The organism is Brevibacillus brevis (assembly GCF_001039275.2).
Taxonomy (GTDB): Bacteria; Bacillota; Bacilli; order Brevibacillales; family Brevibacillaceae; genus Brevibacillus; species Brevibacillus brevis_C.
Window position 1 is genome coordinate 4877501 of the sequence record NZ_CP030117.1, and the last position, 20431, is coordinate 4897931.

At 46.6% G+C, this 20431-nt stretch carries 26 protein-coding genes and 1 riboswitch (1 of these 27 only partly in view); of the genes, 17 read left to right on the plus strand and 9 right to left on the minus strand.

Annotated features, from left to right (window positions below):
• A protein-coding gene (locus tag AB432_RS23535) for a YitT family protein (protein ID WP_048034339.1) crosses the window boundary here: on the minus strand, positions 1-33 show its 5' end (the start). 837 nt of this gene lie to the left of the window's left edge; 33 of the gene's 870 nt are visible here — the first part of the coding sequence; the start codon lies at positions 31-33; the stop codon falls past the left edge of the window.
• 241 nt (positions 34-274) lie between these two features.
• Here AB432_RS23535 and AB432_RS23540 point away from each other — a divergent pair, with 241 nt between their 5' ends.
• Positions 275-571, plus strand: a complete 297-nt coding sequence (locus AB432_RS23540; RefSeq protein WP_048034340.1) for a Fur family transcriptional regulator — start codon at positions 275-277, stop codon at positions 569-571.
• Between the two features lie 63 nt (positions 572-634).
• Here AB432_RS23540 and AB432_RS23545 read toward each other — a convergent pair whose 3' ends face one another.
• The gene (locus AB432_RS23545; RefSeq protein ID WP_048034341.1) at positions 635-1477 is read right to left on the minus strand and encodes an aldo/keto reductase; all 843 of its coding nucleotides are present in this window, start codon (positions 1475-1477) and stop codon (positions 635-637) included.
• A 174-nt stretch (positions 1478-1651) separates the two neighbouring features.
• Here AB432_RS23545 and AB432_RS23550 point away from each other — a divergent pair, with 174 nt between their 5' ends.
• Positions 1652-2011, plus strand: a complete 360-nt coding sequence (locus AB432_RS23550) for a winged helix-turn-helix transcriptional regulator (protein WP_048034342.1) — start codon at positions 1652-1654, stop codon at positions 2009-2011.
• 120 nt (positions 2012-2131) lie between these two features.
• Here AB432_RS23550 and AB432_RS23555 read toward each other — a convergent pair whose 3' ends face one another.
• Complete coding sequence (locus AB432_RS23555) at positions 2132-2995, minus strand: serine hydrolase (protein WP_235617537.1); 864 nt, start codon at positions 2993-2995, stop codon at positions 2132-2134.
• A gap of 110 nt (positions 2996-3105) precedes the next feature.
• On the opposite strand from AB432_RS23555, the gene AB432_RS23560 reads away from it, so the two are divergent.
• Positions 3106-4218 carry a GerAB/ArcD/ProY family transporter gene (locus AB432_RS23560; protein ID WP_048034344.1) on the plus strand — a complete coding sequence of 371 codons (1113 nt, stop codon included), beginning with the start codon at positions 3106-3108 and terminating at the stop codon, positions 4216-4218.
• A 20-nt stretch (positions 4219-4238) separates the two neighbouring features.
• On the opposite strand, the gene AB432_RS23565 is transcribed toward AB432_RS23560, so the two are convergent.
• Entirely contained in the window at positions 4239-4919 is a 681-nt protein-coding gene (locus tag AB432_RS23565; protein WP_048034345.1) for a copper homeostasis protein CutC, read from the minus strand.
• Positions 4920-4937: 18 nt separating this feature from the next.
• Positions 4938-5945, minus strand: a complete 1008-nt coding sequence (locus AB432_RS23570; protein ID WP_048035941.1) for an asparaginase — start codon at positions 5943-5945, stop codon at positions 4938-4940.
• 172 nt (positions 5946-6117) lie between these two features.
• Positions 6118-6161: riboswitch (PreQ1 riboswitch) on the plus strand.
• Between the two features lie 92 nt (positions 6162-6253).
• Between AB432_RS23570 and queC the strand changes: the two genes are divergently transcribed.
• From queC to AB432_RS23640, 14 genes are all read left to right on the plus strand, one after another.
• Positions 6254-6922 carry a 7-cyano-7-deazaguanine synthase QueC gene (gene queC / locus AB432_RS23575; protein ID WP_048034346.1) on the plus strand — a complete coding sequence of 223 codons (669 nt, stop codon included), beginning with the start codon at positions 6254-6256 and terminating at the stop codon, positions 6920-6922.
• On the plus strand, positions 6922-7410 hold the full coding sequence (queD, locus tag AB432_RS23580) for a 6-carboxytetrahydropterin synthase QueD (RefSeq protein WP_015892823.1): 489 nt from the start codon (positions 6922-6924) through the stop codon (positions 7408-7410). The genes queC and queD overlap by 1 nt, the downstream gene beginning before the upstream one ends.
• A complete protein-coding gene (queE, locus tag AB432_RS23585; protein ID WP_048034347.1) occupies positions 7407-8126 on the plus strand; it encodes a 7-carboxy-7-deazaguanine synthase QueE in 720 nt (239 codons plus the stop codon). The genes queD and queE overlap by 4 nt, the downstream gene beginning before the upstream one ends.
• 42 nt (positions 8127-8168) lie before the next feature.
• A complete protein-coding gene (queF, locus tag AB432_RS23590) occupies positions 8169-8666 on the plus strand; it encodes a preQ(1) synthase (protein ID WP_007729714.1) in 498 nt (165 codons plus the stop codon).
• A 525-nt stretch (positions 8667-9191) separates the two neighbouring features.
• Positions 9192-9395: a hypothetical protein gene (locus tag AB432_RS23595; RefSeq protein ID WP_048034348.1), complete on the plus strand. Its 204-nt coding sequence runs from the start codon at positions 9192-9194 to the stop codon at positions 9393-9395.
• A gap of 161 nt (positions 9396-9556) precedes the next feature.
• The gene (locus tag AB432_RS23600) at positions 9557-10000 is read left to right on the plus strand and encodes a hypothetical protein (protein WP_048034349.1); all 444 of its coding nucleotides are present in this window, start codon (positions 9557-9559) and stop codon (positions 9998-10000) included.
• A 173-nt stretch (positions 10001-10173) separates the two neighbouring features.
• Entirely contained in the window at positions 10174-10539 is a 366-nt protein-coding gene (locus AB432_RS23605) for an HsmA family protein (protein ID WP_048034350.1), read from the plus strand.
• A 257-nt stretch (positions 10540-10796) separates the two neighbouring features.
• Positions 10797-11480, plus strand: a complete 684-nt coding sequence (locus AB432_RS23610; RefSeq protein ID WP_235617538.1) for a hypothetical protein — start codon at positions 10797-10799, stop codon at positions 11478-11480.
• 139 nt (positions 11481-11619) lie between these two features.
• Positions 11620-11976, plus strand: a complete 357-nt coding sequence (locus tag AB432_RS23615; protein ID WP_048034352.1) for a group I truncated hemoglobin — start codon at positions 11620-11622, stop codon at positions 11974-11976.
• Positions 11977-12173: 197 nt separating this feature from the next.
• Positions 12174-12353, plus strand: a complete 180-nt coding sequence (locus AB432_RS23620; RefSeq protein ID WP_048034353.1) for a hypothetical protein — start codon at positions 12174-12176, stop codon at positions 12351-12353.
• Positions 12354-12378: 25 nt separating this feature from the next.
• Entirely contained in the window at positions 12379-12849 is a 471-nt protein-coding gene (locus AB432_RS23625; RefSeq protein WP_048034354.1) for a GNAT family N-acetyltransferase, read from the plus strand.
• A gap of 55 nt (positions 12850-12904) precedes the next feature.
• Positions 12905-13192 carry a hypothetical protein gene (locus AB432_RS23630; protein WP_048034355.1) on the plus strand — a complete coding sequence of 96 codons (288 nt, stop codon included), beginning with the start codon at positions 12905-12907 and terminating at the stop codon, positions 13190-13192.
• A 36-nt stretch (positions 13193-13228) separates the two neighbouring features.
• A complete protein-coding gene (gene lepB / locus AB432_RS23635) occupies positions 13229-13792 on the plus strand; it encodes a signal peptidase I (protein WP_048034356.1) in 564 nt (187 codons plus the stop codon).
• A gap of 150 nt (positions 13793-13942) precedes the next feature.
• Positions 13943-14281: a YmaF family protein gene (locus tag AB432_RS23640; protein WP_082195988.1), complete on the plus strand. Its 339-nt coding sequence runs from the start codon at positions 13943-13945 to the stop codon at positions 14279-14281.
• Positions 14282-14325: 44 nt separating this feature from the next.
• On the opposite strand, the gene cydC is transcribed toward AB432_RS23640, so the two are convergent.
• Genes cydC through AB432_RS23660 form a run of 4 tightly spaced genes read right to left on the minus strand, consistent with a single transcriptional unit; the run spans position 14326 to position 20243 of the window.
• Positions 14326-16083 (minus strand): thiol reductant ABC exporter subunit CydC, encoded by a 1758-nt coding sequence (cydC, locus tag AB432_RS23645; RefSeq protein WP_048034357.1) that lies wholly within the window; start codon positions 16081-16083, stop codon positions 14326-14328.
• A complete protein-coding gene (gene cydD, locus AB432_RS23650; protein ID WP_048034358.1) occupies positions 16080-17825 on the minus strand; it encodes a thiol reductant ABC exporter subunit CydD in 1746 nt (581 codons plus the stop codon). The genes cydC and cydD overlap by 4 nt, the downstream gene beginning before the upstream one ends.
• Positions 17825-18838: a cytochrome d ubiquinol oxidase subunit II gene (gene cydB, locus AB432_RS23655; RefSeq protein WP_048034359.1), complete on the minus strand. Its 1014-nt coding sequence runs from the start codon at positions 18836-18838 to the stop codon at positions 17825-17827. Before cydB ends, cydD begins: the two co-directional genes overlap by 1 nt.
• On the minus strand, positions 18828-20243 hold the full coding sequence (locus tag AB432_RS23660; RefSeq protein ID WP_048034360.1) for a cytochrome ubiquinol oxidase subunit I: 1416 nt from the start codon (positions 20241-20243) through the stop codon (positions 18828-18830). Before AB432_RS23660 ends, cydB begins: the two co-directional genes overlap by 11 nt.
• Positions 20244-20431 lie beyond the last annotated feature (188 nt).

The following is a 20431-nucleotide window of genomic DNA, read 5'->3' on the forward strand; positions in this document are numbered from 1 at the left end:
CATCTGGATTGCGGTTCGTCTTTTTCGTGCCACATGGTTCCACTCCTGACATTATCACGTAAGCAAAATCCGCACATACACTACCATGTTTTGGTCGAAAAGAAAACCCCTATTTCATTATCCCTCTTATGTAAGATTTACGCTTCCCCCAGAAACATGCACACGCAAACCCTGAGCTGGATAAGATATAGAAAGAAAAAGTTGACTACACACAAAATAAAAAGGATAATTATAATATAGTAATTATTATAATCTAAGAACGAGGTGACCTGTAATGGACCATCATATTGTCAGCGTCACACAACAAGTAAAGCATCTAGGAAAAAGATTAACCATCCAAAGAAGAGCCGTACTCCTTTTTATGCTTACCACTCGGAAATACTATACAGCCAAAGACGTATACCATGCTTTGAAAAACGAGATGCCAAACATCACACTCTCAACCGTCTACACCAGCTTGCGCTTTTTCGTGAAAATGGGGATTCTCAAGGAGCATGTTCACCACGACTCCCCCAATCAATTTGAATGTGTGGTTGCGATGGACGACATTCAGTTGCCAGAAGTCATTTGATTCCTTTTCCTCAACGCAAAAAACTCCTGATGATTTCAGGAGTTTTTTGTATGCGGTCAGCTATTAAAAATCAAAGTTATCCGGGTCTGGACCAACTCGGTGATTTTGGTTCAACGCATGAATCGTTTCCATGTCTTCTTTCGACAGTTCGAAATCAAATACAGATGCATTCTCAACGATTCGATGCTCTTTTGTCGACTTTGGAATGGTCACGACGCCATTTTGCAAATCCCAGCGTATAATGACTTGGGCAATGGACTTCCCGTATTTTTCTGCAATTCCTTTTAGTTCTGGATTGTCCAATAGCTGTCCTTGCATAAGCGGAGACCAAGCTTCAAATTGAATCCCTTGCTCCTGGCAATAGGCACGCAGTTCATCCTGGGACAGGCGCGGATGGAATTCCACTTGGTTTACCATCGGCTTAATCTCAGCGTCTTTAAGCAGTTCCTCTAAATGATGAACATGGAAATTGCTTACCCCGATAGCTTTTACCAACCCTTTTTTGTACAGCGTCTCCAATGCTCTCCATGCTTCTTTGAACTTTCCTTCTACCGGCCAGTGAATGAGGTACAAGTCCAGGTATTCCAGCCCAAGTTTTTTCAGGCTCGTCTCATATGCATTCAATGTGGACTCGTATCCCAAATCCGCATTCCATACTTTCGAGGTAACAAAAAGATCTTCTCGCGTGATACCCGCTTCCTGCAAACCTGCACGAATTCCACGGCCAACGCCTTCCTCGTTGTTATAAATAGCGGCTGTGTCGATACTGCGGTAGCCGTGCTTGATTGCTGTTTTTACAGCTAGCTCGAGCTCCTGACCTTCCTCTACTTTAAAAACACCCAGACCCACCCACGGCATTTTTACCCCGTTGTACAGCGTAGTCGTATCTTGCAAATGTTTTGGCATAACTTGTCTCCTCCATCCTTGTTCTCTATGTTAGTATGACTGTTTTCAGCCACCTAATGTGCTTCATGTCGTTTGACAAGTGTTATTATGAGATAGACTAACGAAAAGTAAAAGTACGCACTTTTTTGTGTGATAGGCACCAAAAAGTACCTATCATTCAGGAGGAAATCAACAATGAAGAAGAAGTATAACATTTCAGTGGAAGCTACACTTGAGGTCATCGGCGGTAAGTGGAAATGCGTTATTTTGTGTCACCTGACTCACGGAAAAAAACGTACAAGTGAGTTGAAACGACTAATGCCCGGCATTACACAGAAAATGCTGACACAGCAACTCAGAGAGCTTGAAGACGATGGCATCATCAACCGGATTATTTACAATCAGGTTCCGCCAAAAGTAGAGTATGAGCTCAGCGAGTACGGCTGGAGCTTGAAAAGTATTCTCGATTCACTCTGCTTATGGGGCGAAAAGCATATCATTAAGGAATACGGTGACAAGTATGCTGTATTGGAAGAAAGTATCTTAAATCAATAATTAGAACGGGAGTAGGCAAATAAGGCAAAAGAGTTGGGCATTGCAATTATCGCCTATTCTCTACTTGAGCAAGGGATTCCAAGCAAGTTTTAGCCATAAACAAATGAAAAAGCTGCCGATCTAATCGACAGCCAGAATGGCGAAGTCATACACAGCTCTTCCCAGTAATCCTAGTGTGTTCAGAGCGGATTGAGCGGTTACCTCTTTGGATAAGGCCGTAATGGAAAAGCAGCGATTGTTCGTATACAGCAAGCCTACATCATGCTGTCTGCCGGTATCCCAGCCCGATTTACACGGCAGCTCCCATGCAGGATAATTGGATTCTTCCTCATTTGGCAATTGGGACGGCAGACCATTACGGACTTGCTGCTTTTTCATAATAGCGATCATCTCTTTGCAGGCATGCTCAGACAGATAACTGCCCGTTGCCAAATGACCCAGCATACTCGCAACATTCCCAGCGGTTATCGTATTGTTTTCTGTGACATCGAGTGGATAAATCATGAGTTTGCGTGAATAACAGCTTTGGCGCATTCCCAAATCAATCATGGTCTGATCAATCTGCGCTTTTCCTACCAAATCAATCAGCATATTGGTCGCCGTATTGTCGCTCTGAATAATCATGAGGGTCACCAAGTCGCGAATCGTTAGCTTCAAGCCTGGAGATAGCGCGTGCAAAATCCCAGATCCCCCCACCAGTTCCTCTTGGCGTAGAACAAGCTGATCATCCAATCGAAAATGCCCCTGCTCACTTGCCGCGAAAACGGCTGCCATGATCGGCACTTTGATTACACTCTCCGCAATAAACCGCTCGTTCGGTACATGTTCAAAACGGATTCCTTTAGCTACGCCTTGTTCCTCTACAACGACGCCCCAAGTCCCCTCCGCTTGTCCGATAATGGTCGACAACCTTTTTTCCAGCTCCACAGCTTTTCTTCCCTTCTCCTGTTGGCTCATCGTTTCTTGTCGCTTCCTTTTTATCATACTATTCCGAAAACGAATCAGACAAGAGACCGCACCTTCTTACTTTTCGTTTATCCATCCTGAACTTGGAAATAATACGTAAGATAAACCTACGGACAAGGTGAGGCATCATGCAGAACTCCGATAAGATTGGCAGCCGTCAATTCGTCATCCTCGTAACATTCATCACCATAGGAGATTCCATCCTGATCTTACCTACCGTACCTGCGACTGAAGCAAGTCACGATGGGTGGCTATCAGGATTGATCGGCATGGTACTGGGACTAGCCATCGTATACTTGTTTTGTGTAGTCGGTCGTATCTACCCCGAACAAACGCTGATTGAAAAGAACAAGCTCATATTTGGACGTTGGCTCGGCACGTTCTTTTCACTCTTCTTTTTGGGAGCTATATTACTCAACGGCGCTGTCTATATACGGACGATTGGGGATTTCATGACCACGCACATTATGAAGCAAACACCCATCCATGCTGTCATGTTTTTATTCGTTGCCTGTGCAATATTCGCTGTTCGATTAGGACTTGAAGCTTTTGCACGGACCAGCGAAATTTTTTTCCTCTGGTTTGTCTTTACATTCGTTATGTTTTTTCTTTTGTTAAGCCCTCAGTTCGAATTCAAAAACCTTCTCCCCTTCTTGGAAAATGGCATAAAGCCCGTCATAAGAGGAGTATTTGCAGTCACGGCTTTTCCCTTTTCTGAGCTGGTTATTTTTCTCATGATTACTCCACTCCTCGATGCAAAACATAAACTCACATCTGCTTTTTTGCGTGGAGCCATTTACGGTAGTGTCTGTCTGCTTGCCGTCATTTTCTTATCGCTTTTGGTGCTCGGCCCGGAATTGGTTTCCCGTGAGACCTTTCCGAGCTACTCCCTCGCCAAACGAATCCATGTAGGGGAGTTCTTTCAAAGGCAGGAAGCGATGATGGCTCTCATGTGGTTTGTCTCCATTTATTTCAAAGTTGTACTGTATATGTATGGTTTCTGCGTGGGGATCAAGCAGCTTTTCCATTTACAGGAGCATCAGTCACTCACCTTACCCATTTGCGTCTTATATGTCGCCATTGCGATTATCATCGTTCCAAACGGAGCTTTCTTATACGAAACGTATACGTACTGGCCATTTTTTGATTTAACAAAAGGGTTCTTGTATCCGATGATTCTCATCGTCGGTTACTGGATACGGAAGCGAATGAACAACAAGCCGGCTACCCTGACGAAGTAAGGTATCGGCTTGTTCTATGCTTATAGTAGTCGTTTGATGGCTGCCACACGCTCTGCATCGACGTATCGAAGAGCCTGTCCTTCTTCTCGTACTGCCGATCCAAAATGAACTTCTTTGACACCCGTACGTTTCACGAGGTCTCCCACGTTAGCCAGCGACAATCCGCTTCCTGCCAAAATCGTGAGCTGCGTGTTCTCTGTCAGCTTGACGAGCTGCTCGATGCAAGCAGCTCCCTCGATGGCGGTTTTTTGCCCCCCAGAAGTAAGAATGGTGCGCACTTGGGGATATTCCAGGAGAATACGCGCTGCTTCGATTTGATCCACAGCATCATCAAAAGCCCGATGGAATGTCACATTTAAAGCACCTGACTCACCAAGTAATAGCTCCAATCCCCGCTGATCGAGCGTATTTTCTGGAGTCAGCATGCCAAAAACGACACCTGCTGCCCCAAGCTCACGGATGACACGTACATCCTGCCGCATGACCGCCAGTTCTTCTGCTGTATAGGAGAATGATTGGCTATGCGGTCGCACCATGACGTTTACCGGGATGGAAACCGCCTTGACCACTGCCTCAATCAATCCCCAGCTCGGGGTAATGCCTCCCTCCAAAATTCCCGAGATGAGCTCCAGCCTGTCAGCTCCGCCCTGCTCTGCACGTTTTGCATCCTCAACTGAAGTCGCAATCACTTCCACTAGCATGATGCTTCCCCTCCGTTTTTAGCATTTGTTCAAAACAAAAACTGGTCGTTTCTCCCCTACCACCAACTGATTGTCGTTTTTAATAGCTTTTGGTGCCAGTGCATGCAGTCGGTCGATGGTTTCCTGATTATCATACTGAATCTGCTCCAAGATCGATGCGATAATAAGCGGCCATACTAATTCCGAACCATTCAGTACCTTAAGCGCGAAGCTGAGTCTCTCCTTTTTCAAAGCAAAGCCATATACGCCCATCGCCCCGCCTTTAGCAATTATATTTTCGTCCATTAAAAGTGCTGTGCAGATGAAGTTGTGGCTGGCAATGATCTCGGGACTACTCGTCATCCACCCTGTCACACTCTCTACTGCCTCACGCGTCGTGCGATCCTCGATCAGGTCCGGGCAAGCGAGCTTTAGATAGGCGATCGCCAGGTTCTTGAGTGGCAACGCAAAAACCGGGAAGCCACAGCCGTCGACACTTAGCTGAACCTGCTCTTTTGGATAGTCAGCCAGGTTGGCAAACACCTCCAATGCCTCCTGTTGCGCTGGATGCTCTGCCTTGTAGTAATCATGAGTGGAATATCCTTGATCCTTTGACAGCGCCAAGTATCCCAAATGCTTTCCCGCACAGTTATGAAAGAGTCTGCGTTTTTCTATGCCTTGGGACAGGCAAGCGAACTTCGGCTCCTCGTTGAGCGGATAAGTCGGGCAAGTAAGCAATTCGTCCTCCCGAATGCCGGTCTTTCGTAAAATCGACTCCAAGCCTTCCATATGATAGACTTCACCACGATGTGAGGCCGCAAAAAGTGCTGCTTCGCTGCTGTTCAGTCCGAATTTTTCATCAATTTTACGCTTGGCGATGGGAATGGCTTGAAAGGGCTTAGCTGCGGAGCGCAATAAGGTGATATGGTTCTCATCACCTGCCTGATAAGCCACCTCTCCTTTTTCATTCACGCCGCACACGATGCCGTTATGTACGTTCTCCAGAATGCCGCCGCGATATTCTTCCACGAAAGGGACATCTCTCATCAAAATCACCCGCTCCACTCCATGTTGATCGATTATGAAAAAAACACTAGCAGTAGCACCTCCATCCGTCAATCTTTTTCCAAGTGATAATCCCCCCACTTTGGCGCTGATTGTTGTATAATGTCTCAAGGTGCCCATTTGGGTTCCACAAATAAGAAATCCGTGCATCTGCACGGGAGAGGTTCGCGAACTCCCTCTATAAAAAACTAAGCCGGATAACAGTACCTTTCTTTGGTATTGTTATTGTTTTTTTGCAGGAAAGTTCAAGAACTCTCTTTCTTCGATACTTCAAAAGGAGATGGAGAGCAATGAAAAAGGAAAAAGCCGTTGTCGTCTTTAGCGGAGGTCAGGACAGCACTACCTGCCTGTTTTGGGCGAAAGAACAATTCGGCGAAGTAGAAACCCTCACGTTTGATTACGGGCAGCGACACAAGCTGGAGATCGAGTGCGCCCAGCAAATTGCCGCAGAACTCGGCGTAAAAAACTCCGTATTGGACATGAGCCTGTTAAACCAGCTCGCGCCCAATGCACTCACCCGCACAGATATTGATATTACCCAGGAAGAAGGCCAATTGCCATCCACGTTCGTCGACGGACGCAACTTGTTGTTCCTTTCCTTTGCGGGCGTCTTCGCCAAGCAACGAGGAGCACGTCACTTGGTTACCGGTGTATGCGAAACGGATTTTAGCGGATATCCCGACTGCCGTGACGCCTTTATCAAATCACTCAATGTGACATTGAATTTGTCGATGGACTACCCGTTTGTGATTCACACGCCGCTTATGTGGCTGAACAAAGCACAAACGTGGAAGCTGGCGGACGATCTGGGTGCCTTCACCTATATTCGCGAAAATACCCTCACCTGCTATAACGGCATCAAAGGGGACGGCTGTGGCGAATGCCCTGCCTGCCACCTGCGAAAAGCCGGACTGGACACGTATCTTTCCGAGAAAAATCAACCTGGAGAAAAAGCCTGATGAGTGCGAACTTTGATTTTCGTATCGTCGACCGCATGCAGGCACTGGGTACCCATATTCAAAAATCACAGCTTCGCTACCATAACAAACGCGTTTTGGTAAGCAAGGAATTTACTTTTGACGCTGCACATCATCTGCACGCCTATGAAGGAAAGTGCAAAAACCTGCACGGCCATACGTACACGGTCGTATTTGGCATCAGTGGCTTTCCAGACGAGATCGGACTCGTGATCGATTTCGGTGACATCAAGCAAATCTGGAAAGAGCACATCGAAATTTATTTGGATCATCGCTATCTGAATGAAATGCTCCCTCCGATGAATACCACCGCCGAAAACATGGTCGTGTGGATTTTCGAAGAGATGGAAAAACAATTGCAGTCAGATGCCTACCGTGACCGCTACGACGGCGCTCGGGTGGAGTTCGTTCGCCTGTTCGAGACACCGACCAGCTATGCAGAGGCAAGACGGGAGTGGATGATGGAATGATCCCGGTCTTGGAAATATTCGGTCCTACGATTCAAGGCGAAGGAATGGTTATCGGACAAAAAACGATGTTTGTTCGAACTGCTGGCTGTGACTATCGTTGCAGTTGGTGTGACTCCGCTTTTACATGGGATGGATCTGCCCGTGATGAAATCCGGCAAATGTCGCCCGAGGCGATCTGGGAGGAGCTCACTCGCTTAGGCGGGGACCGTTTTTCCCATGTCACAATCTCCGGGGGAAATCCTGCGCTTTTGGCTGGCATCGGTGACTTAATCGCCCTTTTAAAGGAACATGGCATTCGCACAGCAGTCGAAACACAAGGCAGCAAGTGGCAAGCGTGGCTTCCACTCATTGACGACATTACAATTTCACCAAAGCCACCTAGTTCCGGGATGGAAACAGATTTTCTAGCGCTTGATCGAATTGTGCACGAGCTGTTGGAACAAAAACATCCAGGACTTAGCCTGAAAGTGGTTGTTTTCGACGAAGCCGACTTTGCCTATGCACAGACGATTCATCAGCGCTATCCAGATATTCCTTTCTACTTGCAGCCAGGAAACAGTGATCTGACGGACGCTGATACGTCTCGGCTTCGGGAAAAGCTTTTGGAGAGCTTTGAATGGCTGATCGATCAGGCGATGGCGACACCTGACATGAATGACGCGAAGGTTCTTCCCCAACTACATGCGCTTGTTTGGGGCAATAAACGAGGCGTTTAAACGATATTTTACTCTCATGGAAGAAAAGAGGACTGTATTCATATGGCACATCAACAAGAACGCGATTTATCCTCCCTCACTCTTTTGGGGAATCAAGGCACAACGTACAACTACTCCTATGACCCTAGCGTACTGGAGTCTTTTGACAACAAGCATCCGTACCGCGATTATTTCGTAAAATTCAACTGCCCTGAATTCACCAGCCTGTGCCCGATTACCGGCCAACCAGACTTTGCGACGATCTATATCAGCTACATTCCTGACATCAAAATGGTAGAGAGCAAATCGCTCAAGCTGTACTTGTTCAGCTTCCGCAATCACGGCGATTTCCACGAGGATTGCGTGAACGTCATCATGAACGATTTAATCAAGCTGATGGACCCACGCTACATCGAGGTATGGGGCAAGTTCACTCCGCGCGGCGGCATCTCGATCGATCCGTATTGCAACTACGGGAAGCCGGGGACGAAATACGAGGAGATGGCAAGCCATCGGATGATGAATCATGATATGTATCCGGAAAAAGTGGACAATCGGTAGAGCGAGCAGGTTATGAGAAAAGGAAAACCCTTATTATTTTTTAAGGGTTTTTCTTATTTTTCTTCGGCTTCAAAGTAATTACTTCATCTCAAGAATGGTCCCTCCGTGATATGTTTTACATATAATCCCATACACTTTAGGAGGGATGCTCTTGTGGATATTTCCCTTTACCTATTTGTTTCCTTCGCTCTGGCTCAACTTGCGAATAGAATCTACACATACAGACTCACTCGGTACAACCTGGATAGCTTTGGAATATCCAGTATCGGTATGATCATGAGTTTTCTGTATGGTTATTTTCATAGCCGCAAATATACATAATCCATACAGGTAAATGTCGGTCTGCCCCACGTTGTTGCGGAATCATGATTACGTGGATTTCCTCGGAGAATCGTTCGTTCTGGGCACGAAAAACCCTTATTTACAATAAGGTTTTTTTTCCTTTTCCAATTGGAAATCAAGGTAGTGATCGTTGGTGTGATTCTACTCCTTCTGCTACGGTTTACTGCGGAAGGAGGTGATATTATGACCAAGCATCTGTATTTTTACGCAAGTTTCGAAGATGCAGCGCGACTCAATCGGGAGTTGATTCAGCTAGGCTACAGGAATTACTATTTGGAGCCGCACGAACACCTGGTTGCTTTTGTTTTCGCGCCTGTGACCGAGGTGAGCCACGCCATCTTGAAACACTTGTTTGATGCAGATGATCTGTCACAACTAGAAAACTAACTCTGCAGGGCTGGTGCTCCTCGAAAGGGGCATCAGTTCCTATTCCATGTATTCCTTTAAAATGGGCCTTTATTATGTATATTTCTCACCTGAAAATATTGCTAATTTTTGGATGCAAAGGTAATGTATTATTAAATACCAATAAATTGGAGGTGGTAATATTGAAAAAATTTATTCAAACCACACTTCTCGCATTATCTGCCATGCTTGTTATTCCGACAAGCACAATAGCTAGCAGTCCCCAACCACAGTCTACAGAAGCGGTTGCTCCTGTTTCGAAAACCACAGAAGTTTTGCGTTACACTAAATTAGGGAGTAGAAGCTCTGTTGACTCTAAATTGTTCGATATTCAGTCACCTGGAAAGATTACTGTTCATGTAACGCAGAAAAGCAGGCTTTCCTCCATTAAACCCAACTTGACCTATCGAATCTTGAGTTTTGGTCCAGATGGATCTAGTGGAACATTGGGTACTGGACGCTTTGAGGGTAGCGGATCCTTTACTTTTACAAGCTCCGAAGAATTACCCGCAGGAAAATACTATATATTGGTAAGGAACACTGGAATCGGGAGAGCAGTTGGAACCGTATCGGTGACAATTCCTTAAATGTTTGGATTATTCATGGAGGCTTTCGCATATGAAAGCCTCTTTTTTCTACGCAGCTAGTTGCTGACGAATACTTACTCTAGACACTTAACGATTGTGTTCATCTCTCGTTCATATTCAACGATTACACTTACAAGCGTAGTCAAAAGAAATGATACAGGAGATGATCTAACATGTTAACAGCAGCTGTCATTTTTATAAATCTCGCTCTACTTGCCTATACGATTGGCGTATGGAGCGAAAGACGTTCTGGAGAACTAAAGCTGACCCATCTTATCTTTTTTGGTTTCGGTTTAGTATTCGATACCATTGGAACTACCTTTATGAAATTGCTCGCTGAGAGCTCCAGCTTAAATTTGCATGGCATTACTGGGTTGATCGCTCTGATCTTGATGTTTTTCCATACAGTGTGGGCGTGTGTCGTACTGTGGAAAAAGAAAGAAAATCAGATCAAGCAATTCCATAAATTTAGCCTGATCGTATGGATTTTATGGCTTGTGCCTTATTCCATTGGTGTGGCTCTAAGCTTTATGAAATAGGAATACTCTCTATTACGCACCGCGCGCGGACAATCTACCCTTACCTCAACCCTCTCAACTGATGAGAGGGTCATTTGCTTTTCTCACGCCTGTTCAACATATTGTCAACTTTGCGTGCCATTCGACAATATCTCCTAAAGTAATCAGAACGATAATCGTATAAAATGTAATAAATTGGTATTTTTAGAAATATACAACTTTTTAACTGCGACTCGATGATCGTTTTCTAAACAACATTCACCATTTCAGAAAGGTTGATGCTCATGTTTAAAAAAGCACTTATTATCCTGTCATTAAGTTCAGTCGTCGTAGTACCCTCTCTAGCCACACAAGTCCAAGGGGCAGCGCTCCCTACACAGGAAAAAGCAACCACCTACGCTTCCAATAAAAACATCAGAAACGCCACGTATGGTGAAGAAATCTGGGTGTCGCTTACCTCACCTATTCCAGCCGGATGGGTTATCGTTAGAACTGTAGGAACGCAAAACCTGATCAGGAATGTGAACGGTGCTTCTTATAGCACGGAGGTAGAGGTGCTGCTCGCTTCGCCTATCCCAATCGGATGGGTCATGGTTCGAGCCTTTAGAGGATCGAATGTAATCAAAAATATGAACGGTGCTTCTTATGGTACGGAGATAGAGGTGATGCTCGCCTCCCCTATTCCTGAAGGATGGGTCATGGTGCGAGCCTTTGGAGGATCGAATGTAATCAGGAATGTGAACGGTGCTTCGTACGGCACGGAGGTAGAAGTGATGCTCGCTTCGCCTATCCCAAAAGGATGGATCATGGTTCGAACCTATGGAGGATCGAATGTGATCAGAAATGTCAATGGGGCTCCTTACGGAACACAGATTGAGATACTGCAAGCCTCGCCTGTTCCTGAAGGATGGATCATTATCAGTTCAGGTGGAAATTCGAAAGTGATCAGGAAAGTTGGCTAAAGCAAAGCCCACATAGCATGCATCTAGTCCGCAAGCTGACGTCGAAACGCAATCAGCATCAGCTTGCGGGCTTTTCTTTAATAGGTTTCCAACAATGGTGGAATATATAAGGGAAGCAAACGTCCTAAGGAGGCCAATAATGAGCACGTTTTACCAGAAATATGGTGGCGAAGATACGGTCGCAAAAGTAGTGGACTACTTTTATGATTTAGTTTTAGCTGATGACAACGTGAACCACTTTTTCAATAACACCGATATGGAAAAACAGCGTAAACACCAAACAAAGTTCATCAGCTATGCCCTTGGTGGTCCGAATCAATATTCTGGCCAGTCCATGGCAAAAGCTCACGAAGGAATGAATCTGCAACCCATTCATTTTGATGCTATCGTTAAGCATCTGCGTGATGCCTTGACTCACTTTGGTGTCAGCGAAGAAGATATTGCCGATGCTCTCGGCAAAGTTGGATCACTACGGGATGATATTTTGTATAAATAACCGAGCATCAAAACGCCTGATGCAATGGTTCAGGGAACCACTCGACCAAGTGAATTATGCTCCTCTCAGTGGCCCTTCGTTTTCGATTGGCCATTTTTAGTTTGTTCATACACATTTTGTAAAACTCTTAGCAACTCTATTCACTTTATTACGTATATGATAGGAGCAACATATCAACAATGGAGGCAGATTCTCAAATGGAAGATCAATATTATGTTGGTTGGGGTACATTGGCCCTCATCAACGCTGGACTAGCTCAAGGAAAAAATCGTAGCGGTCTTAATTGGTTTTTTCTCTCTTTAATCCTCGGTCCTATCGCAACGCTAATCATAGTAGTCTGGGAAAAACTGCCGGAGCAGAAAGACTTGTCACAGTGAGTATATTGATAAGGAGACACGCATGATGAAAATCCGAAATGTAGAAGAGCAAGACTACCTCAAAGTTATTACGGTTCTCAACGATTGGTGGGGTGGGCGACAAATGTCTGATATGTTACCCAAGCTGTTTTTTATCCATTTCCAGCCAACGAGCTTTATTGTTGAAGAGGATGGAGAAGTTATCGCTTTCCTCATCGGCTTCTTGTCCCAGACGTTCCCCGGAGAAGCTTACATTCACTTCGTTGGGGTACATCCAGACAAGCGAAAAGATGGATGGGGCCGCGAATTATACCATCATTTCTTTCAAACCGTAAAACAAAAAGGATGCGATACGATTCGATGCATTACCTCCCCTGTTAATAAAGGCTCAATCTCCTTCCACACGAAGCTAGGTTTTGCCGTTGAAAAAGGAGATCAAATGGTGGATGGAATCGATGTGACTTCTAATTATGATGGAAAAGGGAACGACCGGGTTACTTTTATAAAAAAGATCTAATCTTATGACCACTCGTCATTATCGTTTACACTATCCAAAAAAGTAGGTCGTTCACATGCTGAAAGCACTTGGTTTTGGCGCTATTTTGCAGATTCTCTGTATGATCATAGCGATGACGACAGGGAACATCGATCAGGCTGGCAATTATGCTGAGTATCTTGCGTTTGGTCTCCTTACACTAGCTGGATTAATGGTCTATAACGCCCTTAGCACTCCCTCAGCTTATTACCAAGAACATGAAGTGCAAGATTATAAAAGCAGATGGAAATGGACCTTAATTTCGTTTGCTTCACAAGCTTCTCTTCTCATTTCCGTAACCAAGAAGCACCATTTCACGTACTAATCAATAGCCACACCAAGTAATTTTTCACGTGGAAGGATGCGGTCTGAATTGAAAAGTGTAAAAGAAATATGGGGCTGGACCAAAACGTTGGGCATCTCCCTTTCACTTGCGTTGCTGGTTAACATATTTGTTCTCCAACCTTTTAAAGTAAATGGACAATCGATGGAGCCCACATTGCAAAACGCCGAACGCATCTATGTGTCGAAATTGTCCCACACATTCTCTTATCTCCCTGAGTACAACGATATTGTCGTGATCGACAGCCGTGTAGACCGGGATCGTACGTTAAAAGATGACATCCTTGAAAATCCTCTGCTCATGCTCGCCATGGGGAATAGCGATGCCAAAACATTCTGGGTAAAACGAGTCATTGGCAAACCTGGCGATACTTTGGAGTTTAAGAACGAGAACCTGTATCGGAATGGGCAGCCGTTAAACGAGCCGTACATAAAAGAAAAGATGGTCGACGTACCTGATTCCAAAATCGTCATACCGGAAAACCATGTGTTTGTGATGGGAGATAATCGTAACAATAGCGATGATAGTAGAGTCATTGGCGTGATTCCACTCGATCATATCATGGGGAAAAAACTGTTTTAATCAGACGAGAGCCTTCTCCAATGAGGAAGGCTCTTTTGCTTTTCGTGTTCTGCATTTGCAAGTTATGAAACGGCATAGACGAATGTCCGTTTCGAAACGCCTGACGAACGCATTTATTAGTGATAAATGATTGTAAAGGGGCGTTTCTTAATGAGCTCTCAGCACTCTCATTCATTACGCTTTATACGATTTGCTGATCGACCTGGGCATTTTCATGGGTATGATACACTAACAAGCATTTCGGATCGTCATCGTCATCGAATACGTGGCAGAACGTCGCCCCCAGAAGGAATGAGAGATCGGCACGTCCATTACTACGAAGGCACGACCACGTTTGATGATGGACATGTGCATCACTACAGGGGATGGACGAGTCCGCCTATTCCGTTGCCAGACGGAAGTCATTACCACGAGTTTTCAGGGCAAACCACTTATGATGACGGGCACACTCATTACTACCGGGGTGTAACCAGCGCGGCCTTATCTTAAGCGAAAAAGGCTGTCCCTCTTTGGAACAGCCTCTCTTCCTCTTCTTATTTTTCCAACACTGGCGCCAATGGACAGTCCAATGTATACAGGTTGCGATACCTTGGATTGTCCTGATACAACTGCTCATGTGTCCCTCGCATTGAGATGAATCCCTGCTCCATAAAAATGATCTCGTCCATTTGCTCTACTCCGCTCAAGTGGTGAGTCACCCAAATCAATGTTTTCCCTTGCAAGACACGGAAGATCGTTGCTATCAGATCGCTTTCAGTCAACGGATCTAATCCCACCGTGGGCTCGTCAAGGAGAACAATTGGCTTGTTTTGCAGCAAAATCCGGGCAAGGGCTATACGCTGCCTTTCTCCGCCAGAGAAGCGCAGACCGGTCTCCTGCATCCGTGTTTGATAACCGTCCGGTAGGGATTCAATCAGTTGATCCAGACCGACTTGAGCTGTCACAGCACGCACTTCTTCATCGGAGGCATCGGGTCGACCCAGCCTGATGTTGTTGGCTACGGTTGTGTCAAACAAATACGGCTGCTGATTCAACACGGAAAACAAACAAGCAGAAGTCTCCTCTGACTGGACAGGCTGCCCATTTACGGTCACCTGACCTGCTTGTGGCTGTATGGCACCTCGAATCAAGTTTAGTATCGTCGATTTACCCGCTCCGCTGCGACCGAGCAACGCGACTTTCCCCCCTTGAGGCACCTCAAACGACACATCCTGCACACTCCAACTGCTGGCATGTGGGTAGCGAAAATGAACATGATCGAGCTTCAAACTACCTCCGGCTTGATTAGCCAGCTTTTCCTTCTGCGCTTCCGCAATGGTTGGACGACTGCCCTCGATCTCCCGAAGCCGCTCCAGAGACTCCTTGTATTCTGGCATTCGCACAACAGCGTCAGAAATACGGGCAAACGCATCCATCAACGGAAAGGCGACCAGTCCAATCGCAGCAACCAACGTAGCAGGAATCTGATCCTCAGCGGCAAGTCCGCCCGCCCAGATGACCAATAAGACAATAGCCCCACCGATTGCACACTGCGACATCCACTGGACGCGCCATTCTCCGCGTCGAATGGCGTTTTCGATTTGGGCAGCTGTCTTTTGCCGTCTTGTAAACAACTGGAGAAACTGCTGCGTACGACCACTGAGAATCCAGTCACTCATGCCAAAAACAGCATCGGTCAGCTCCCGGTATGCTGCCTGTCTCTCCTGCTTGAACCGACGACTCTTGGCAATGGATGACCACAAGACTACCGCGGGTGCAACAAACAGCAGAAAACCACAGTACAACGCCATCAGCAGCGCGAACATCCCGTCCATTCTTCCCAGTGCTACAATACCTGCCCCATAGAGGAGGACCGCCGAGACGGCTGGCAGCACAAAGCGCAGATAAACATTCTGTAGTTGCTCAATGTCATCCGCTAGTACACCAAGCAAATCTCCCGTACGAAAACGAGTGCCAAGGAGCTGATCTTGCGGCTCGATGGCCTGATACAAACGCACACGCATACGCGATAACACACGCAAAGCTGCATCGTGCCCAACCAAACGCTCCAGATACTGAATGACTGCTTTGCTAAAACCAAATGCCCGGACAAGTACGATGGGAACATAGACCATTAAGACGTTTTCGGGCTGGAGTGCGGAGCGAGAAATCAGATACCCGGACGTATACAGCAAAGCACCCGCGCATGCCACTGCCAAGGTTCCCAGCAAAGCCGCTGCGGCAAACTGCCAGAAAAACTGGCGAAAGTATGGAAGAAACCACCCCTGATTGCCTTCTCGCGCTTCCTTCATCCTTTCTCCCCCTTGGCACCAGCTGTCAACAACCGATAAAATACACTTTTTTGTGCAACGAGCTGTTCATAGGTCCCCACTTCTACCAGCCGTCCCTGGTCGATTACCCAAATCCAATCCATGTCTCGCATCCAATGCAAGCGATGCGTGGCCAAAAATACGCGCCTGTCCCCCAACACCGACAACATGGTCTGTTTGAGCTCCCATTCCGTTTCAATATCTAAGTGAGCAGTCGGTTCGTCGAGCAAAATCACTGGTCGGTTACCAAGCAGTGCACGTCCCAATGCAACTCGCTGTGCCTGTCCGCCGCTTAACGTGCGTCCCCCTTCGCCAATGATTTCGTCACAGCCATTTGGCAAGCTGTCCACCAGCTCTCCCAGACCAACATCACGAATCACTTGCTCCACCTGTTCCTGCGTCGCTTCCGGCTCATAGAAGCGAATGTTATCCGCCAACGATTGATTGAACAAATACGGATGCTGTGGAATGTAAGCGATTTGCCGCTGCCACTCCTGCTTCGCATCCCCCGTAATGGGTTGCCCATCTACTTGTACCACGCCAGCTTCGGGATCAGAAAAGCCGCCTAACACTCCCAGGAGGGTTGATTTTCCAGCCCCGCTCGCCCCTACAATGCCCACTCTTCTCATGTTGCTGCCCAATTCCGCAGATACCTGACCCAGTACCTGTCTTCCATTCTCACCGACGACACGAATATCGGACAAGGTAATCGTTCCATCCAATACACCTGTCAGAGACGTCTGGCTATCTGTTGCTTGTGGCTCCGCCTTATGTTCATCCGTGGCGGCACTATCGATAATGGTACGAATAGTCCCCAACGCTTCCTTGCCATCCAATGAGGCGTGATAGTCCGATCCCAGCATCCGTACTGGCAAAAAGTATTCCGGTGCAACAATCAGGATGACCAATGCCGTTTCAAATCCAAAGTTTCCTTCAATCAGCCGCAACCCAAGACCAACCGCCACAAACGCAACTGACAGCATACTGAAGAAGTCAAGTGCCAATGAAGACAAAAAGGCTACGCGCAACGTGCGCATCGTAGCAGATCGATATTGATCGCTCACTCGCCCGACGGTTTCCCCATGGTCTTTGCTACGTCCCAAAAACCGGAGCGTCGCAAGCCCGCGAAGCGAATCGGTGAAGTGATGGGATAGCATTCGATACGAACGCCATTGTTTGTCTGCCTGTTTACGCGCCGCCAGACCAAGTACGATAAAAAATCCAATGAGAACAGGCATCGTTACCGTCAGGATCAGTCCAGAAATCACATCTTGCATGTAGACAAATGCCAGAAGCGGAAACGTAACAAAAACCATATCCAGCGTACGCGGAACAGACAACTCCAGGTAGGTACGTACACGCTCTACACCTTCCAGGACAAGCGTAACAAGCTTTCCGCTTCCTTCACTGGCGGCAAAACGTGGACCACGCTCGAACAATCGAGATAGAACTCGCTCTTGCAAAGACTCACTGGAAGCTTCAGCAAAACGGCCAGCGACTTTCTTTTGCAGCCAAACGATGGTATGACGAGCGGCTATCATGACCAAAAACAGTGCAAGCGGCTGATACGCCATCTGAACGGCTTGACCTTCAAACAAGATCGCGATCGACTTCGCCAAGAGTAGTGCCTGACCGATAATCGCCGCACTTTGCAGGAGGGAAAGACCGGCTAGCAGCAGCATAACCGGTCGGATTCCTTGTAAGCGGAACAATTCCTTGTCCATTAGTACTCCAAATGATCCTTTTCAGTGACTCGTTTGTGGAAAACGAAGTAGCTCCACGCCTGATAGGCAAGCACAAACGGTAAAAGCACTGCTGCAACAATGGTCATTGCTTTTAACGTGTAAGGACTCGAAGCTGCATTATAGAGGGTCAAATCAAAGGCGCTATCAATCGTGCTGACCATCACCCGTGGGAACAAGCCGATAAACATCGAGACAAACGTCAAAAGGATCATCGCACCTGTCATCCCGAAAGCCCATCCTTCCCGGCCTTGTCTCAAGAAGTGACGAGCCAGTACAAAAGCCACAGCACCTAAGAGTACGGCTGCTGTCAACAAAATACCCTGGCGCTCAAAGAGATCGGTTACCATGACTGTCCACCCTACAAGCACCGCCATGAGAACCGCTTGCATCGGCAACAGCTTTGCTGCCAGTACACGTGATTTTTCACGCAGCTCGCCCACGGTTCGTAGCGAGATGAAGTTCAGGCCGTGCAACAAGCATAGTCCTGTAACTGTCACACCTGCCCACAGCGAGTAACCATTCACAATGTCAGAGAAGCCAGCAGTCATTTCCATATTCTGATCAATCGGCACACCCTTCACGAGGCTGGCAAAGACCATTCCGAACAACATTGGCGGTACAAAGCTTCCAATCAGAATCGCTGCGTCCCACGTCTTTTTCCAAGCCTCGCCTTTCCCTTTGCCTCTAAATTCAAATGCTACGCCGCGTCCAATCAACGCAAGTAGAATCAGCGTAAGCACGAGATAATACCCGCTAAACATCGTGGAGTACCACTCCGGAAACGCTGCAAACATCGCACCAGCGGCTGTAATCAGCCAGACTTCATTGGCATCCCAGAACGGGCCAATCGTATTGATCAAAACCCGGGTTTGCAAATCATTTCGTGATAGCAGACGTGTCGCCATTCCGACACCAAAGTCGAAGCCTTCGAGAAAGAAAAATCCGGTAAACAGAACGGCAATGAGCAAGAACCACAGTTCATTAAGCTCCATAACGTTCACTCCTTACACGATCAAATGGGTCCTGAAGCTGTAAATCCTCTACATCCCCATGACTATCCATATCCGGTCCTTTTTTGGCCACACGAGCAAACAGATAAGCCAAGAGACACAGCAGGATGAGATAAATCGTCGTGAAGGCGATGAGAGAAAACCATACCTCTCCTGTGCTAATGCTTGGCGAAACTGAATCTTCAACACGCAGTAGCCCGAATACCGTCCACGGCTGACGCCCTACCTCCGTCATAATCCACCCTGCCGAGTTTGCGATGAATGGCAACGAGATACCCGCAACCATCAACTGCATGAACCGCTTGTTTGGCTGTTCCAGCTTTTTGCGTAAAGCGAGATATGCCCCGTACAAAGCCAGCAAAATCATTGCACTACCGCCCGCTACCATGATGCGGAAGCTCCAGAAGGTCGTCCGAACGGGTGGAATGTAGTTTCCTGGACCGTAGGTTTTCTCATACTCAGCTTGCAATTCCAACATGCCCGGTACAGAACCTGAAAGTGAATTGTACGTCAGGACGCTAAGCAGATAAGGAATCTTTATTTCAAAACCGTTTTCTTGTTTTTCTGGATCAATCGTTGCAAAAACTGTCCAAGGTGCTGGATCTGAGCTTGTTTCCCAGAGCCCTTCACTCGCTGCCATTTTCATCGGTTGGGTAGCAACCAAATACTGTGCCTGACCATGACCGAATTGAGCAATAGCAAGTGAGGAAATCAATGCTACCACGATCGCAATTTTGAAAGATTGCACAAAGAATGTAACGTCTTGTTTTTTCAACAGCTTCCAAGCACTGATACCTGCTACCAGGAAGGCACCTGTCGCAAATGCCGCAAATACGGTATGCGGGAATTCATATAGTAATTGTCCATTGGTAAGGAGAGCGAAGAAATCGACCATCTCTGCACGTCCGTTATTGATAGCGAAGCCGACTGGCTGCTGCATGAACGAGTTGGCTGCCAAAATCCAAAGAGCCGAAAGAATCGTTCCGATGGATACGAGCCAAATACATGCGAGATGCACACCTTTGGACAAACGATCCCAACCAAACACCCAAAGCCCAATAAAAGTCGATTCGAGGAAAAATGCTAAGAGGGCCTCAATCGCTAGCGGCGTTCCAAATACGTCGCCGACGAATCGTGAGAAATCAGACCAGTTCATCCCAAATTGGAACTCCTGCATGATCCCTGTCACGATCCCCACAGCAAAATTTATGAGCAAAAAGGTTCCCCAAAACTTGGCCATTTTTTTGTACAAGTCATTCTTTTTTACCACATACATCGTTTCCATAATGGCTACTAATAATGAAAGCCCGATGGAAATCGGCACAAAAACAAAATGGAAGATAGTCGTTATCGCAAATTGAAGTCGTCCCAAATCCACTATATCCATGTACAAGATCCCTTTCTATTCGCGTTTTGGCCTTTATGTACCGGAATTATACCAGTGGGGAAACCAGCATTTATTACGACTTTGTGAAAAAAATCACAAATTTACGTGAAAAAATTCACAAATGATTCTCTCTCTTGTAACCCCCTTTTTCGCATTCATCTTCGTGAGAGAGTTTTTTGTTTTGTTTT